9 protein-coding genes are annotated in these 16,734 nt (G+C 56.9%); 7 read left to right on the plus strand and 2 right to left on the minus strand.

What is annotated here, in order from left to right; genetic code table 11:
- Positions 1 to 57 precede the first annotated feature (57 nt).
- The gene (locus Poly41_RS04565) at positions 58 to 7,140 is read left to right on the plus strand and encodes a YfgM family protein (protein ID WP_146524671.1); all 7,083 of its coding nucleotides are present in this window, start codon (positions 58 to 60) and stop codon (positions 7,138 to 7,140) included.
- A gap of 21 nt (positions 7,141 to 7,161) precedes the next feature.
- On the opposite strand, the gene Poly41_RS04570 is transcribed toward Poly41_RS04565, so the two are convergent.
- Positions 7,162 to 8,202 carry a lipid-binding SYLF domain-containing protein gene (locus Poly41_RS04570; RefSeq protein WP_231615442.1) on the minus strand — a complete coding sequence of 347 codons (1,041 nt, stop codon included), beginning with the start codon at positions 8,200 to 8,202 and terminating at the stop codon, positions 7,162 to 7,164.
- Positions 8,203 to 8,512: 310 nt separating this feature from the next.
- Between Poly41_RS04570 and Poly41_RS04575 the strand changes: the two genes are divergently transcribed.
- The 3 genes from Poly41_RS04575 to Poly41_RS04585 all read left to right on the plus strand — a co-directional run bounded on the left by Poly41_RS04575 (position 8,513) and on the right by Poly41_RS04585 (position 11,338).
- The gene (locus Poly41_RS04575; protein ID WP_146524673.1) at positions 8,513 to 9,187 is read left to right on the plus strand and encodes a DUF502 domain-containing protein; all 675 of its coding nucleotides are present in this window, start codon (positions 8,513 to 8,515) and stop codon (positions 9,185 to 9,187) included.
- 119 nt (positions 9,188 to 9,306) lie between these two features.
- Positions 9,307 to 10,131, plus strand: coding sequence for a transporter (locus Poly41_RS04580; protein WP_197231064.1), 825 nt, complete (start codon positions 9,307 to 9,309; stop codon positions 10,129 to 10,131).
- Positions 10,132 to 10,432: 301 nt separating this feature from the next.
- Complete coding sequence (locus tag Poly41_RS04585; protein ID WP_146524991.1) at positions 10,433 to 11,338, plus strand: YybH family protein; 906 nt, start codon at positions 10,433 to 10,435, stop codon at positions 11,336 to 11,338.
- On the opposite strand, the gene Poly41_RS04590 is transcribed toward Poly41_RS04585, so the two are convergent.
- Positions 11,313 to 11,933, minus strand: a complete 621-nt coding sequence (locus Poly41_RS04590) for a hypothetical protein (RefSeq protein WP_146524675.1) — start codon at positions 11,931 to 11,933, stop codon at positions 11,313 to 11,315. The two genes, Poly41_RS04585 and Poly41_RS04590, sit on opposite strands and share 26 nt — an antisense overlap.
- Before the next feature lie 58 nt (positions 11,934 to 11,991).
- Between Poly41_RS04590 and Poly41_RS04595 the strand changes: the two genes are divergently transcribed.
- The 3 genes from Poly41_RS04595 to Poly41_RS04605 all read left to right on the plus strand — a co-directional run bounded on the left by Poly41_RS04595 (position 11,992) and on the right by Poly41_RS04605 (position 16,631).
- A complete protein-coding gene (locus Poly41_RS04595; RefSeq protein WP_197231065.1) occupies positions 11,992 to 13,515 on the plus strand; it encodes a mu-protocadherin- cell-suface protein in 1,524 nt (507 codons plus the stop codon).
- A gap of 83 nt (positions 13,516 to 13,598) precedes the next feature.
- Positions 13,599 to 14,966, plus strand: coding sequence for an META domain-containing protein (locus tag Poly41_RS04600; RefSeq protein ID WP_231615396.1), 1,368 nt, complete (start codon positions 13,599 to 13,601; stop codon positions 14,964 to 14,966).
- Positions 14,967 to 15,074: 108 nt separating this feature from the next.
- Positions 15,075 to 16,631 (plus strand): arylsulfatase, encoded by a 1,557-nt coding sequence (locus Poly41_RS04605; RefSeq protein WP_146524677.1) that lies wholly within the window; start codon positions 15,075 to 15,077, stop codon positions 16,629 to 16,631.
- The last annotated feature ends 103 nt before the right edge of the window (positions 16,632 to 16,734 follow it).

Here is a 16,734-nt window from a genome sequence, read left to right on the forward strand (position 1 = left end):
TGCAGGCCTTTTGAATATCACGCAGGTGCAAGCCTGAACCCCAACGAGCAACCAGCTATGAAAACAACTATCTCACCCATGTTCCGTGTTGCCTCGGATCTCATCGTGCTTGGACTTGTTAGCTTGATAGGTTTTCCCTGTCACGCCGGCGACGAAATAGACGGAGCCAGGTTTAGCAGTTCCATTGGCCCCGATGGCACCGGTTCGATCGTTGTCGAAGCCCACGGCCATCTACCGGAGCCGCCGGTGTTCTACACCGCCAAGGCCAACGGAACCGCCAAAGTCAGCACCGATTACATTGAGCAATCAATTGATGTGGCAATCCGTGTCATTCAAGGTGATGCGAAGACGCTGAGCTTTGGGCTCCGGGGTGAAGGACAAGTGATCTCGGTTGAGGGTGACAACGTGCTGTCGTGGTCCGTTCGCCAAGTGGGCTCCGATCGGTTCCTTGACCTGCACCTGGAAGAAAACGCTACGGATGCGAAAGCGATCGTCGTGGTCCGTTCACCTGATTTTAAATCCAAGCTTCCCGCAGCGATCGATCTAACCCACCTCGCGCCGGGAGACTCGGTTGGTTTTGATGCGACGTTGACGATCGAGTACGTCCCCGAAATGGAGGGCACCGTGACTGACGTGACGGGGTTTGCTCCGATCGATGCCGATGGCACCGTCAAACGTTTTCAAACCTCGACCGGGGGACAAATCACACTGTCGCTCCGTCGCAGTGGTGCTGCGCCCCCGTCCGTTGAGTGGATCGATACCACATTGCGGGGCGATGTTCATGCCGATAGCGATTCGGTTGCGTTTCAGTTTCGAGGCACGGCACGGGTCAGCGAAGACAATGCTGAAATCACGATTCTGTCTGGCAATGCCGCGGTCAGCCAAGTGCCGAGCGATCCCCATTATCGCTTGCGACTCGTCATCGAGAACAAAATACCGGTCTACAAGCTTGTGTTTCCCAAAGCGGGTGAGTATCCCGTCACACTCGAATTCGTTGCGACATTGGCCACGCCCGAGGCCAACGGGCATCGCATGGACTTCACCATTGCCGCCAGCGCTGTCGTTCCCTTGACGCTCATGGGACTCGATGCGGATCTCGAGTTTCACCGCGATCAACAATCGGTGGTGCCACTACGAGACGATGACGCTTGGTTGGGTTTTTTGCCCGCCAGCGGGCGTACTCGGCTGCAGTGGAAAACCGCGCGCAAGGCAGGTGACGGAAAACTCTTCTTCACCACGACCGGCCATGTCGAAGCCAAGGTCGGTGCGGGCTTGCTGCGTCAGGACCATCAGATTGACTTCCAAGTCCTTCAGGGTGAGCTGAAGAGCATTCGGATTTCGTTACAGGGCCCCGGGGAGATCCTCGACGTTCAAGGCAGCAACCTCGTTGGATGGAAAGTAAGCGGCGAGGACCTGGATCGGCAATTGGAGGTGACGCTTAGCCAGCCGATCAAGGGCACCCGTCAAATCAACGTCCGCAGCCAAACGCCACTCGGTGCCTTTCCCGTTCGCGCCCAAGGATTGCGATTGAGTCCGATCGGTGCGATTCGACATTCTGGTTTTCTGCGAATGACCAATGTAGGATCGGTGCGTTTGGCACCCACGGGGTTGAGCGGATTGACTCAATTGGCGCCAGAGCAATTTCCTGGCGAGCCCACCGAAGCGCGGCAAATCTTCGTCTACCGCTTCCCGGCTGCTGACCATGACTTCACCATCGTTGCGGACCGGATCCAACCGGAAGTCAACGTGTCGGAATTGGTTCTCTATCAATTGGCCGAAGCGGATCGTGTGATCCAAGCGGACGTCGAATTGGATATTCGTGAAGCGCCAATTCGTGAGTGGGACTTTGGCATTCCAGCCGACTATTCGGTCGTCTCGGTTAGCGGCGCAAACGTGGCGGATTACATCGCAACGTCCGAGGTGAATGACGGTCGACGCAACTTAAAAGTCATGCTAAATCAGGATGTCATGGGACGCCAACTCGTCACGTTGCATTTAGAAAAGAGCGAGGCCGCGGCCGCCGAGGACTGGGTCTTGCCACGCATCGAATATCCTCAAGCCAAAACGGTTCGCGGGGACATCGGGATCATTGGCGCACCGGGGTTCCGGATTGCGGTGGAAGAAACCGAGCTGTTGGTTGAAAAGCCGCTTTCGTATTTTCCCAAACCCACGGCCGGACTCCAACAAGCCTTTCGTATACGTCAGCCGGAGTGGTCCGCCACGATGCGAATTGAATTGCTTGAGCGGAGTGTTCAATCGGATGTGTTCCATTTGTATTCTCTGAACCAACAAACCGTTTATGGCAGTGCGCTGATCAACTACTTCATCACCGGTGCTCCCGTCTCGGAGTGGAGAATTGCGGTACCGCCCGAGTTTGGCAATGTGATGGTCGACGGCCAAGATGTCCGCACTTGGCGTCAAGAAGACGACACGCTGATCGTTTCACTCCACCAGGGTGTCATGGGCGCTTATACCTTGTTGGTAACGTTTGAAGAAAAGCCAGATCAAAACCAAGGCTCATTCCAGGCTGGGCAGGTGGCTCCTCTCGGCGTGCAGGGCGAACGAGGTTACGTCCAAGTGGTTAGCCCGATGCAAGTGGAGATCCATACCCTCTCGGTCTCGGACGACATGCTACAACTCGATCCGCTTGAATTGCCCGCAGAGTTTCGGCTGCTCAGTACGGCCCCTTCGCTGGGGACGTGGCAATACACCGAGCGTCCCTTCCAACTTGATTTGAAAGTCAACTGGTTCGAGCCCGGCACCACGGTGACCCAGGTGGTTGAATTCTCCGAAGCGAATAGCCGTGTTTCGCAGGATGGCGAACTGGTGACCGATGTGCTGTACTACGTCAAATCTCGGGGGCAACGCACGCTCAAGGTCAAGTTGCCCGGTGAACCGGTTCGGCTTTGGGAAGTATCGGTCAACGGTCAAGTCGTCACCGCCCGGCAAGCGGACGAGGCGACGTTGATTCCGCTGCCTGGTGGAATCAATCCCAACGTGCCGATCGAGGTCCGTTTGCGATTGGGGAAACCGTCGGTTGACGAGTCCAAGCCTCTGCTCGCCTTACCGATCGTTTTTGCGCCCGTGCTAAAAACACAATGGACCGTTAGCGGAGACGAGAAACACGTGTTGGTTCCCAACGGTGGAACGGTCTCGCCAGCGGTACCCGTGACACGGCCTTCCGGCTTCGATTGGGTGGCCAAACGTGGGCTTTTTTCACTGCTGTGGATCAGTCTGTTTGCCGGCATTGGAATTTGGGCGTGTGGTCAGACGAGTGCTTGGCGCGTGTTGGGGCTGCTCGGACTGGCGATCGCAATGATTGTCTGCTTGGCAACCGCTCGTACGGCACTGTCACAGGCGGGATCGCCGAATCCGTTGCAGCTGAGCTTGCCGATTCTATCCTCAGGGGACTCCGTCGAACTTTCTGTCAAGAATATGCCGTTGTGGCGAGTTGATTTTTCGTTCTTTGGATTGCTCCTTTGTCTGGCGGGTATCGCCGCGATCATTTTGTCCTATCGAGCATCCATCCCGATGGTTGCAAAGTTCGTCCGAACATGGACATCGTCCTCTTGCGAGGGCAGCGACCGTCAACAAATTGGCATGCGCGGTGTCGGCATGCTGCTCCTTGCATTGGGTGTTTTGCTGCAAGGGGGTGGTGCTCCTTGGTTCTATGCCCTGCTTGCCCTGGCGATTCTTGTTTTGCTTTTTGTTCGTCCAGCGCGCGGTGCGATCGACAGCCTTGGTCGATGGTTTCGTCAGCTTGATCCGAGACCCACCGCAACCACGGCAGACGACGGAAGCGATTCGAGCGGGGAAAAGGGAAGCGAGGAATCATCAAGCACGCAGTCCGGTGGCACCGTGACAGCGACGACGGTACTGCTGGCCTTGATACTGTCTTCAGCGTCTTCATCACTGTGGGCGGACGTTCCCCATGGTTTTGAAGCAGCCGATTCCATCCATCAGGAGTGGCAGCTAGCGGATCAGGAATCGCGATTGCACGCCAAGGGAACGATCGCGTTGTCGGGGCAACCCGGCGATCGATTTTTGCTGCTGCGAGCGCCGGCGGTGTTGACTCGCTTCGAAGGAAGGGGGCTGCGTCTGAGCAAGTCAGAGATTCCTGGATTAGGCCTTGCCTACGTGATCAGCATTCCCGTTGCGAAAGAAAAAGCGGAGCCGACGGTGCCCGGCGAGGCTAGCGTCCTCCGCTCACTCTCCCCCGAACCCGTTTCATACGAGGCGACGTTCGAGTACCAAATGGAAGCGGTCAATCCAATCGAAGGCGTGCCTGTGCTGACGGGCACGGCGGCGGTTCGGAACATCAACGTTCGCTATGACGAAGCCGGCTGGGATGTCCTTTGCCCGACCGCTGTTCGCGTTGAACCGATCCCCAGCGACGCCTCAAGGACCGAGGCTGACGTGTTGCTCGGTCCCGGCAACGCGAGTGTCTTGCTCCGACCCAAAGCGCGTGACGTGACCACCGAGCAGACGCAGTTTTTCGTCGAAGCCTCGAACCTCTATTTGCCAGGTCCCGGTGTGGTCGACGGTCGTCATCGACTTCATCTCCGCACTTCGCAAGGTCAAGTCAGTGAACTGAGCGTGATCGTCCCCTCGGGGCTGACTGTCAGCGCGGTCAATGGTCCCGTGGGATCTTGGCAATTCGACGCTGATAGCGGTCGCTTAAAACTCGAGATCGAACCGGCTCAGTCGCAGCCATTTGATGTCATGATCGAGACGCAGCGTGGTCTCGATCCGTTGCCAGCCGAGGTCGAGTTGGCTCCGCTGAGAGTCGCCAGTGCGGATGGCGAAGTCGGACTCGTTGCGATCGCGTTTGGGCCCGATGCCCAGCCGGAAAAGTTGGAGTCACAAGGAATGTCCGCCGTCAACTTAGGTGATTTTGATGCCGGGCTGCTTGCAAATTCACAAGCCGTGTTGCATCGGGTCTATCGTTATGGTGTTGAGGGTGGTGGACTGATGCTGCGCGTGGCCGCAGTGGAGCCGGAAGTCCGCGTTGTCAGTCAACAAGTGCTTTCGCTCGGTGATGAACGCGTGGTCTTGGGCGTTAATTTCTCGGCAGAGATCTCGCGAGCGGGCTTGTTTCAATTGAGTTTCCCCTTGCCGTCAGGACTCGAAGTCGAATCATTCACAGGAGCCTCGCTGCACCATTGGACCGAACTCAGCGAAGGGGACCAGCGACAGATTCTGCTGCATCTCAATGGAAAGACGATCGGTTCGCAGAGTTTTTCGCTGACGCTCTCGGGTACCTCGCCGACGGAAGCGGGCGAGTGGGAGATTCCTCGTTTTGAAATGAATGAAGCAACTCGCCAGACTGGCGAATTGGTCGTCCGACCGACCACCGGAATTCGGCTCCGAACCGTGTCGCGTCAAAATCTGTCGGAGACCGATCCGCGTACCATCGGCGGTCAGGCGCAAGGTGCGTTGGCGTTTCGGCTGTTGCAACGTGATTGGAACCTTGTGCTCGGCATTGAAAAACTCGATCCCTGGGTGACCGGCCAGGTGCTGCACGAAGTCACTTTGCGCGAAGGTCAAACGCGATCTGCGCTGATTGCTGACTTTCAAGTTCAAAACGCTTCGGTTCGAACGCTCCAAGTCGTTCTGCCGATCACCAACGAGGACGAAATCAAAACGCTGCGAGCCAGCGGGGATACCGTCAGCGATTTTATCTCGGTGTCGCCCGAAACGAATGTATGGGAAGTTCAGTTTAAACGCCGCGTGATTGGCAAAATTCAGTTTCGAATCGAGTACGAGCGACGCGGAGATCGTGAAAACGAGCTCGAAGCCTTCGAGCCCGTCGAATTCCCTCAAGCTCGCCAGCTTTCGTATTACTTTGCGATTCGGGCCGGCGGCCGATTGGAGTTAACGCATGAGACTCTGTCACAAGGCTGGCAGCGGGCGGATTGGAACTCGGTCCCGCAAACACTCCGTGATCTCGGAAATCGAAATGCTCCCGCCGTCTCGCTGCGTGCGGTGATGCCGGAGAGCCCGCTGCAGATCATGGTCAAACGCCATTCGCTGGCCGAGGCGCTGAAGCTCCGTGTGGCCGAAGGCTCTTTGACCACCGTCTTGTCGCCCACCGGTAACCAATTGACCGCCGTCGCGATGAGTATGGAGGTTATACAACGCAGCAGTTTGAGCGTGGGTTTACCCGAGGGCGGAGAGTTATTCAGTATTTTTGTCAACGGTGAAAGTGTGAATTCCATACGACTCAATGGCAAAGCAAATGTATGGCAGTTTTACATCCTGCCCGGCATCGACGACCGCACTGCGCAAGTTCGCTTTGTCTACTCGGTCGCGGGCGAGAGTCTGAGCGGATTGAAGCTGACCAGTCCCGAACTGAATGTGCCTCTGGAAAATATTCAGTGGAACGTTGTTGCGCCGAAGGGATTTGAATTGGTCGACAACGATGGCAATCTCGAGCTCGTCCGACGGTCAAACCAAAAAGCCTATGACCGAACCTCGTACTTGTCGAAGATCAGCGGCAAGCGAGAAGTGCAGGCACAACAGGCTGCCGAGCTGTTGGAGCAGGCCAATCAATTACTCCAAGCGGGTGAGCAATCGAAGGCTCGACGCGCGCTTAGCAGCGTTGCCAATCAATATGCACTGGATGCGGCCTCGAACGAAGACGCACGCGTGCAGCTCGAGAATCTGCAAACGCAGCAAGCAATCGTGGGGCTCAACACGAGACGACAACGATTGTATCTCGACAATAAACCCAGTGACGATGGCCTCGCCGATAACCAGCAGCTCCGTGAAGCGGCGGCGGTCAATCCCATCCTACAGCAACAGGAACTCAATTTTCGTCCTCAGCAATTCAGTGAACTGTTGCGGGGCAACACCAGTGAGGACAACGCGATCCTCGGGCAGATCGCCGGTCGTTTGGTTCAGCATCAACACACCACGGAACCCGCGCCGCAGGCCATCCTGATTAGTCTCCCCGAGGAAGGGGCGGTTTACACGTTCAGTCGAAGCGTTCAGGTTGCCGAAAATGCACCACTCGAACTTGATCTCGATTTTGGCTCGCAACTCAGGCTTCACCTCTGGCAGATCGGTTCGGTACTGGCACTCCTAATCGCCATCGCGGCCACGTTGGCGTGGGTCACGACGAGACGAGAAACCGCGTAGCAAGGTCAGCCGGATGGAGCACTAGTTCGCCGGTGGCGGTGGCAGTTGGATCGCAGATCCGGGAGCGGTGAGTGCTTGATAGTAGTGCTTCAGCAATCCATCGACCGACTGAAACTCTGGACGCGATGCGAGCGATGCGAAACGGGGGTCGGCCGCGACCGTATTGAATTTCTGGATCACGGCCTGGACCTCCTGAGCCGAGGGGTGCGATACACCAAGGAACATGGACGATGGAAGCCCAAGGTACGTCTTCCATTGGTCGTCAATCAACTCGTACAGCTCGGGTGCGAGTTGGGTCAACTGAGCTCGCAACGCATCAGCCTCGGATACACTGTTTTGCTGCACGAGTTCCGGATGATGTGCAAACTCTGCGGGCTCCGGAGCGGGTACCGTGGCGTTGGGCTTGTTGCCGGCAGCGTAAGACGCGACGGTCGCCGTCAATTGCAATGCGGATGGGGGCACGACAACGGGTTGCCCCGGCGCAGGGCTGCGGTAGTAAGAGCCGGTTGCGAACTGGTCCACTTGGACAACCGACCCATCAATGGACACGCCGGCGAACAGGCCGCGGCTACGCGAGTAGGTGTAGATTTCGGCTTGCAGTTGTCCATCCGTTGCGATCGCGGTCCCACGTCCCACGGGACCGGCTGCGGCTGACGCGTCTCCGCCGATGGTCAACTTGCCAGCAAGCAACCCTTGGATACTGCGAGGTGTTTTGAAGACCAAGATGATGTCCGAGGATTGGACGCCAACCTGCCAGCCAACGTTGCCCCCGGTCAAAGTGACGAACACAGGAGCATGCCAAATTCCATCGTTTTCACGAACAAACAGAAGCCCCCGGCCGTGACGTGCCCCAATAATGAAGCTGCCCTTGATGACGTTTGGGATGATCGCAACCCCCGAAGCGTTCTCAAGCATCGCCTGGGGAATCTGGTTGCCGGGAGTCGCCATGGTCTCGGTCAACACCACCGTGGCGGCCTGGATAACCTGCTCTTCAGCAACTTGTCCCTGAGCCGCCGGGGGCGAAAACGAATAGATAGCAACGCAAACAATCAGGCAAGTCATTCTCAGCATAACGTATGGGTCCGTCGTAACGAATGGTTTGGTATTAAACGTTTGGGCGGAAGTGTAATCGATTCGAGAGCCTGCCAAAACATGGAAATTTCGGTTTTGATGCGTCTGTTTGGCGAGCCAATCTGCCGATACAGAGCGAAAGGGTCTGCGGTACGACCGCAAACGAAGTGAGCTGCCGCTCGGGCCAGGTTGGCCCGCTTACGTTGGCCCGCTCCCCCATAGGTCGCTGGAATCGCGATGTGAGAAGTTCCACTTCAGCGATTGATGGATCGAAAACGATAGCAGAGGGTTATTTGCTGCGATGCGAGAGAATATCACCAAGACCGTCAGTTTTCTGCGTGCGACTGCGATTGGGGGGGTGTTTTTCTTGTTGCCACTCGGCGTCGTCCTGGGTTTGCTGGGCTACATCTACAATCTCGTCATCGCCGTCGCCGCCCCTTTGCATGACGCATTGCCGTCCTGGTTGCCGCTCAACACTCCAGTCGGAATTGCCTTCCTGTTCTCTTTGTCGGTCACGATCTTGGTGCTGTTGTGCTTCGCATCGGGCATCGCGGCTCGCCGAGCCATTGGCAGACGGTTTTCCCAGACCCTAGAGAAACAACTCACGACCGTCTTTCCAAAGTACGCCATCTACAAAGATCTCCTGGCGGGCAATCTGAAGCACGATCGTATCGGTCCCTCGCTCAAACCGGTATTGGTTTCGAGCGTCGACGGCTATCGATTGGCGTTCGAGGCGGACCGACTTGAAAACGGTTTGGTCGTTATTTATGCACCGGGCGCTCCAGATACTTGGATTGGTGCGGTGACCTTGGTTCCACACGACCGCGTTTTTCCAACGGAAATCGATTTCAATGAGACGCTTGGGATCTTTGAGCGGCTTGGACGCGATTCTCGGGTGATACTGGCTTCGGTTAAGTTTCCGGATCCGCAGGGTGGGCCAATCGTAGGCGTTGTTCCTGAACCTCAGACAGAATGAACTGTGCGTGTCTCCGTTTCTTGGCTACCCGCTTCGAGCGTGTATTTGGTTTGGCGAAGTGCCGTTTGCGTTCGATAGGAGGAAGGTATCCCTCCAACTTTCTGCAAAGGTTACCTCAAGTGGGCACCCACCTCTCTCGCCTCCCGCTGTCATTCGCCTTCACGACCGTGCTCTTGATTGCGGGCCAAGCGGTTGCGCAGGAGGAACGCGAGATCGAGACCGACCGCGATTCGTTTACGCCAGCCCTATCGACGGTGGAACAAGGTCGGGTCATGGTCGAGGCGGCCTATACGTTTGTTGATAACTCGGGTGTCGCTGAATCGCACAGTTTTCCGGAACTCTTGCTACGCTACGGTTTAACCGAGAATATCGAGTTGCGTTTTGGATCCAACTATGAAATCGGGGGCGAACCCAATGCGACCTCTGGCAGCGGAGGATTTGATATCGGTGAAGCGTTTGAGACGGAGCCAGGTGCATTAGAAGAAGAAGCGAAAGTGACTTATGGCTTCAAGGTGCTGTTGCTTGAGCAACATGGTTGGGTACCGTTGAGCAATTTCACGTTGATGGGCGCTACCCCCACGAGCGGAAAGGAAACAGCGTCTCGAATGATCGCAAGCTACACGTTCGGATGGGATTTCAATAATGAGTGGGAGTGGGCATCGGCAATTCGATACGGGTTCATCGGTGCCAGTGAGGATTCGTTCAACAGCTGGGCTCCCTCGACGGTCATTCGGGTCCCTGTTAGCGAGCGAGTGAAGCTTCACGCGGAGTATTTTGGCATCTTCACCGATGGTGCCGAGTCGGAAACCACGAAGCATTTCTTCAGCCCAGGTGTCCACTACCTGATCACCAAGGATCTCGAAGTCGGGGTTCGCGCCGGTTGGGGACTGAACGACCAATCGGCCGATTTTTTCTCGAACGTTGGTTTCGGTTGGCAGTTCTAAAGAATCCGGCGATCCCCTCATGCGGCGAGAGCTCAATAACTCGTGCGAAATCGTTGGCGATTTTGATGGGCAGCGCTGCACACGCTTAACGAGTCGTTATAATGCCAGTCCAGTGCCGGGCCTATGACTAGCCCAATAGGCGTTTGCCACCTCAGGCACCCCTTGTCCAAATGCCGCAAGCTGCGGTGATTCCAGCCGGACGGATGCTCGGCCCCATCGACCCCTCTTCGAGACACGCTGACACAGAATAGGTTTGCAAATGCGATCAACCAGGATGCGATTTTTCGTTGCCATTTTTTCGATGGCCATTCCCCTCGCCGGGCTATCGGCCGATGATTCCAGCGGTGATTCGAGTGTGATCCGCGAGATTCAAGCCTACGTGGAGGCCTTCAATGCCGAAGATGCGGCAAAGGTCGAATCGATGTGGGCTGAGAATGCCACTCACATGGATCATGAACTCAATCAGCGAACGGACGGGCGAGCTGCGATCATGGCAGATATTGCCGCGGTGTTTGATCTTCCAGAGCCTGTGACGCTATCGGGATCCGTCGACAATGTGCGGATGGTCACCGATTCCGTGGCGAGCATCGACGGCAAAATCAACGTGACCGTCGGGGATTTTGAGCCAACAACCAACAAGTTCTCGGCGATCTTGACCAAGCAGGACGAAAAATGGGTGATTGACTCGATGGAAGAGATGTCGGTGCCTTCGCCGGTGTCTGCTGCCGCGGCCCTCTCAAAACTTGATTGGCTGATCGGGTCTTGGCAAGACGCTTCCGGTGAGATGCGTGTTCGCTGTTCGGTGAAACGAGCCATCGGCGGCTCGTTCCTGGTCCGATCGTTCGAAGCCTCGGCGGATGACGAGGCGGTTGCGCAAAGTACGCAGGTGATCGGCTGGGACCCACGACTTGGCCAGTTTCGATCGTGGACGTTTGATGCTGACGGATCCTTCGGTGAGGGGGTTTGGAGCGAGAATGGTGGGCAATGGCTGATCAAATCGGCGCAAGTGCTCGCTGATGGTCAGACCGCATCCGGCACCTTTGTGATGACTCCGCAAGATAGCGATCACTTTGCGATCGAGTTGATCGGGCGAACCATCGAGGGCGAGTTGCAGCCGTCTTCCCCCGAAGTGACGGTGTCACGCGTCGGTTCTTCGGATGAGGCGGACGATTCGACGACGACTACGGAACCATCATCGGGGCAATGAAGATGAAGAAAATACTAATTTGTGTTTGTATGGTTGCGTCGTTTTGCATGACGGACGCATCCGATTCGTGTGCGGGTGGGTTCAAAGGTGGCGGCGGACGTGGCGGTGGCGGTGGCCGCAGTTTTGGAGGCGGCGGCGGTCGCCCATCGAGCATGCCGCATATGGGAGGCGGATCCCGTCCCTCGGTTTCCCGTCCCTCGGTTTCCCGTCCCTCGATGTCTCGACCCTCGGTTTCGCGGCCGACGACATCACGGCCTAGCATGAGTCGACCCTCGACAAGCCGCCCGAGTTTTGGGGGGACGGGTTCGAGTCGTCCAAGTATTTCTGGGTCGCGCCCCAGCTTTCCCTCAAGCAGCAGTCGTCCCAGCACAAGGCCCAGTACGCGGCCAAGCCTGGGGGGCGGCGGTCTTGGCGACGGGTTGACCGGTGGCTTGAAGCCGTCCACACGCCCGTCCACCCGCCCGTCCACTTCCAACCGGCCTTCAACGTTGCCGGGCAACCTAGCGGGCGGCAATCTGGGAGCCACTCGCCCGGGCGGAAGCCGGCCGAGTGGCGGATTGGGAAGCAATCGGCCCACAACCTTGCCGGGTAACAAACCAAGCTTTCCGAGTTTAGGTGGCGGGGGCCGTCCCTCGACACGGCCTGGTGGCAGTGTGGATCGTCCGTCGAGCGGTGAACTTGGCGACTTTCTTGGCATCGGCGGTGGGATTCGCCCTGGTGGAAACCGTCCAACGACGCTGCCGGGTAACGTCAAACCCAATCGCCCCGGCCTTGCCGACCGACCCTCGACGCTGCCGGCCCGACCTGGCGATGGGATTCTGCCCGGTGGAAATCGTCCCGGTGGGGGCGATTCCCCTACGACGCTGCCTGGAAATATCCGACCCAATCGCCCGGATATTGCCGACCGACCCTCGACGCTGCCGGCCCGACCTGGCGATGGGATTCTGCCCGGTGGAAATCGTCCCGGTGGGGGCGATTCCCCGACGACGCTGCCTGGAAATATCCGACCCAATCGCCCGGATATTGCCGACCGCCCCACGACCCTGCCGGCCCGACCTGGCGACGGAAATCGTCCCGGGCGTCCAGACCGGCCCAATCTTCCTGGCATCGGTGCGGGGATTGGCGCAGGCATTGGCGCTGGCATTGGAAACAACATCGGCAGCGGAAATAACAACAACATTTCGATCGGCAACAACCGTCCCAGTATTCGCCCAGGCACGCCTGGACGCCCAGGATGGAACGATCGTCCCATCAATATCGGGAACCTCAATGTTGGGAACAATGTGATCAACAACCGCCCCTCTTGGGTCAACATCGATCGCAACCAGTTCAACAATATGCAAAACCGCTGGGGAAACCAGATTGGTGGTCTGCATGGTTGGGCCCAAACGCGCCCGGGACGGGTAGGCTATTGGAACGGCTGGGCCAACGGGGTTCGGTTCGGCTGGAATTCACACCAATACCACCACAATTGGTTCTGTGGTGATTGGTGGAATCGTCACCCGGGTGGGCTGTGCCGTTGGCATTACTACCATCAATTCAACAACTACCCTTGGGGCTATTGGTGGCGTCGCCCGACTTGGGCCGTCGCATCCAGTTGGTTCACCTGGCCGGCACCTCAGGCGGTTTGGTCGGAGCCAATTTATTATGATTATGGAACCGGTGGGAACGTCGTCTACAACGAGGACAACGTTTACATCAATGGCGAGCAGGTGGCGACGGCGGATCAGTTTGCCGAGAGTGCAGCTGCTCTGGCAACCGTACAGCCACCGGAATCCGAAGAGGCTGCGGAACAGGCCGAATGGTTGCCGCTGGGCACGTTCGCCTTGTCGATGAGCGAGTCGGACAAGGAACCCACGAACATCGTTCAATTGGCCGTCGATAAATCGGGTGTCATTTCAGGCACGTTGTACAACCGCGATACCGATGAGTCCCATGCCATTCAAGGACGTGTCGACAAGGACACGCAACGGGTTGCGTTCCGCGTCGGCGAAACCGACACGATCGCTGCGGAAACCGGACTGTATAACCTGACCCAAGATGAAGCCCCGTTGTTGGTCCATTTTGGAACAGAGAAAACAGAGAATTACCTGCTCGTCCGCTTGGACCAGCCCGAGGACGATGCCGCGGAAGCGGGGGACGATTCGGCCGACAACGCCGAGAGTTCCACCGATTAGCCGTTGTCGCTTCACGCCGTAGCGACGTTGCTTTGTCTCGTTGCTGCGGCCTTTTTTTTATTGGCAAGCTATTGGATCACGCTATGTGCCACTCTCTGAGTTCTTGTCGCCTGATGATGGCGCTTTCGGTTTTTGTTTTGGGGACCGCTCCGACCGCCTTCGCCCAAGACCCACTCCACTCGTGGAACGAGGGATCCGCAAAGGCCGCGATCCTTGATTTCGTCGACAAAACCACGGCGGAAGACTCGGACGATTTTGTCGCGGTCGAGGACCGCATCGCGGTCTTTGACAACGACGGCACGCTTTGGCCCGAGAACCCGCTACCTTTCCAACTCATCTTTGCGATTGACGAACTCAAGCGACTTGCGCCGAAGCATCCCGAATGGAAACAAGACAAGCTGCTTGCTGCCGCATTGTCGGGTGACGTCGCAACGCTAAAAGAGGACGTGATGGGGTCGCTGAAGCAGCTTCTCATCGCCACGCATAGCGGGATCACAACGGACCAGTTCAATCAGCGAGTCGAAGATTGGATGGCAACCGCCAAGCATCCACGATTCGACCGTCACTACACCGATTTGGTCTACCAGCCGATGCTTGAGGTGTTGGTTTATTTGCGTGCAAACGGGTACCGAACCTTCATTGTTTCGGGCGGGGGTGCCGACTTCATGCGAGTTTGGGCGGATCAGACCTACGGAATTCCCTCCGAACAGACGATTGGATCGATCGGCGAGGTGAAGTTTGAAATTCGCGATGGCGTTCCTGTTTTAATCAAACAAGCTGCGATCAGCTTCATTGACGACAAAGAGGGAAAGCCTGTCGCGATCCATCGTCAAGTTGGACGTCGGCCTGTTGTCGCATTTGGCAACTCCGACGGGGATAAGGCAATGTTAGAGTGGACCACGATGGCCCGTTCTCCGAGCCTTGGTGTGATCGTCCACCACACCGATGCCGAACGTGAGTACGCTTACGACAAGTCCCCCCAAAGCAGTGGCAAACTCATCGAGGCTTTGGCGGATGCTCCCAAACGAGGCTGGGTTGTGGTCGACATGGCGAAGGACTGGAATCAAGTTTTCCCTGACGAGAATGCACCCAGTGCAGGAGCTGCAGCAAGAATGGATTTGGCGGGAACGAATTGGTTGGTCGAAGACATCGCGGGTCGCGGCGTGATCGACCGAGCCCAAACCACGATCGAGTTCAGTGAAGACGGCACGGTATCGGGAAACACGGCGGTGAATCGTTATTCCGGCAAGGTGTCGATCAAGGGTGACTCGATCGATTTTGGCCCCCTGATCACGACGCGCCGTGCCGGACCGCCCGCGGTGATGGACCAAGAACAAAAATTCTTGGCCGCGATGGAGCGAGTCAAACGTGTCCGCGTTGACGAGAATGGCTTGCTGCACTTCGGCGGTGAGGATGGCGAAGCCGTGATTCGAGCATCCAAAATTCAATAGCGTGACGACGACACGCTGACAGACTGAGAATGCGTCGCAGAGCTGGTTCGGGGTGGCTCCGTGTTTCGCTTTTTTCTAGACGACCTCGTTTTGTTTCAGGAATCGACTATGAGCTATTTTTCGTGGAAAACGGTTTCCACGGCGTTTGTCGCCATCTGCGTCATCGCCTCCTCCGCGGCCAGAGCGGACGAGAAGCGTCCGAACATCGTGATCATTTGGGGAGATGACGTTGGGCGTTCCAACGTCAGTGCCTACACCCAAGGCATGATGGGCTATCGGACGCCGAACATCGATCGTGTCGCTCGCGAAGGCATGTTGTTCACGGATTACTATGCCGAACAGAGCTGTACCGCCGGACGAGCCTCGTTCATCATGGGCCAACACGGGATGCGAACCGGATTGACGAAAGTGGGTTTGCCCGGTGCCGCATTGGGAATGCGACAAGAAGACCCAACGATCGCGGGTCTCTTAAAACCACTCGGTTATGCGACGGGTCAGTTCGGTAAGAACCATCTTGGTGACCGCGATGAAATGTTGCCAACCAACAATGGTTTTGATGAATTCTATGGGAACCTGTATCACCTCAATGCCGAGGAAGAACCAGAGCATCCCGACTACCCGAAGGACCCTGAGTTCCGCAAAAAATATGGACCGCGGGGCGTCCTTCACTCATTCGCCGATGGCCGTATCGAAGACACGGGACCGTTGACCCGCAAGCGAATGGAAACGATCGATGATGACGTCGCCGATCGCGCGGCGGACTTCATGGAGCGGCAAACTAAAGCGGACAAGCCGTTCTTTGTCTGGGTGAACTTCACTCACATGCACTTCCGAACTCACGTCAAGCCGGAGAGCAAGGGCCAATCGGGCCGCTGGATGGGTGAGTACGCGGACGCCATGATTGACCACGATAAGAACGTCGGCACGGTGCTCGACAAGATCGATGAACTCGGCATTGGCGACAACACGTTTGTGATGTATAGCACCGACAATGGGCCGCACATGAACAGTTGGCCTGATGCAGCGATGACGCCGTTCCGCAACGAGAAGAACTCGAACTGGGAAGGGGCTTACCGAGTTCCCGCCATGGTCCGATACCCCGGCAAGATCAAGCCAGGCAGTGTCTCGAACGAGATCGTTTCCCACCTCGACTGGTTACCGACCCTCTTGGCAATGGCAGGCGAACCGAACATCAAAGAGAAACTTCTTGAAGGCCACAAAGCGATCGGTCGCGATTACAAGGTTCACCTTGATGGATACAACTTGCTGCCTTACTTAACAGGGGAAGAAGAAGAGTGCCCTCGAGAGTCGTTCATCTACGCGAACGATGACCAGCAAATTACGTCGCTTCGCTTCGACAATTGGAAACTCGTTTTCATGGAGCAACGTGCTGCGGGAACGCTGCAAATCTGGTCGGAACCCTTTGTTTCGCTACGATTGCCCAAGATGTTCAACCTGCGTCTTGACCCCTACGAGCGAGCGGACATCACGTCCAACACCTACTATGACTGGGTTCTCGATCACGCGTTCCTACTCGTGCCCGCTCAAGACTACGTTGGAAACTTCCTCTCAACATTCAAGGATTTCCCACCACGCCAAAAAGCGGCCAGCTTCAATCTCGATGAGGTTCTGAAGAAGTTGCAAGAAGGCGGCGGGTCGAAGTAATTTTCTTGCCAGATCCCTACGGCGTCGGTTCGCAGGAACCGACGCCGTGTCTGCTCCGCCAATCCGGCTCCATGGCATCCGTGGGACGATCCGGTTTTGTTAC

The sequence above is a fragment of the Novipirellula artificiosorum genome (genome assembly GCF_007860135.1).
Classification (GTDB): domain Bacteria; phylum Planctomycetota; class Planctomycetia; order Pirellulales; family Pirellulaceae; genus Novipirellula_A; species Novipirellula_A artificiosorum.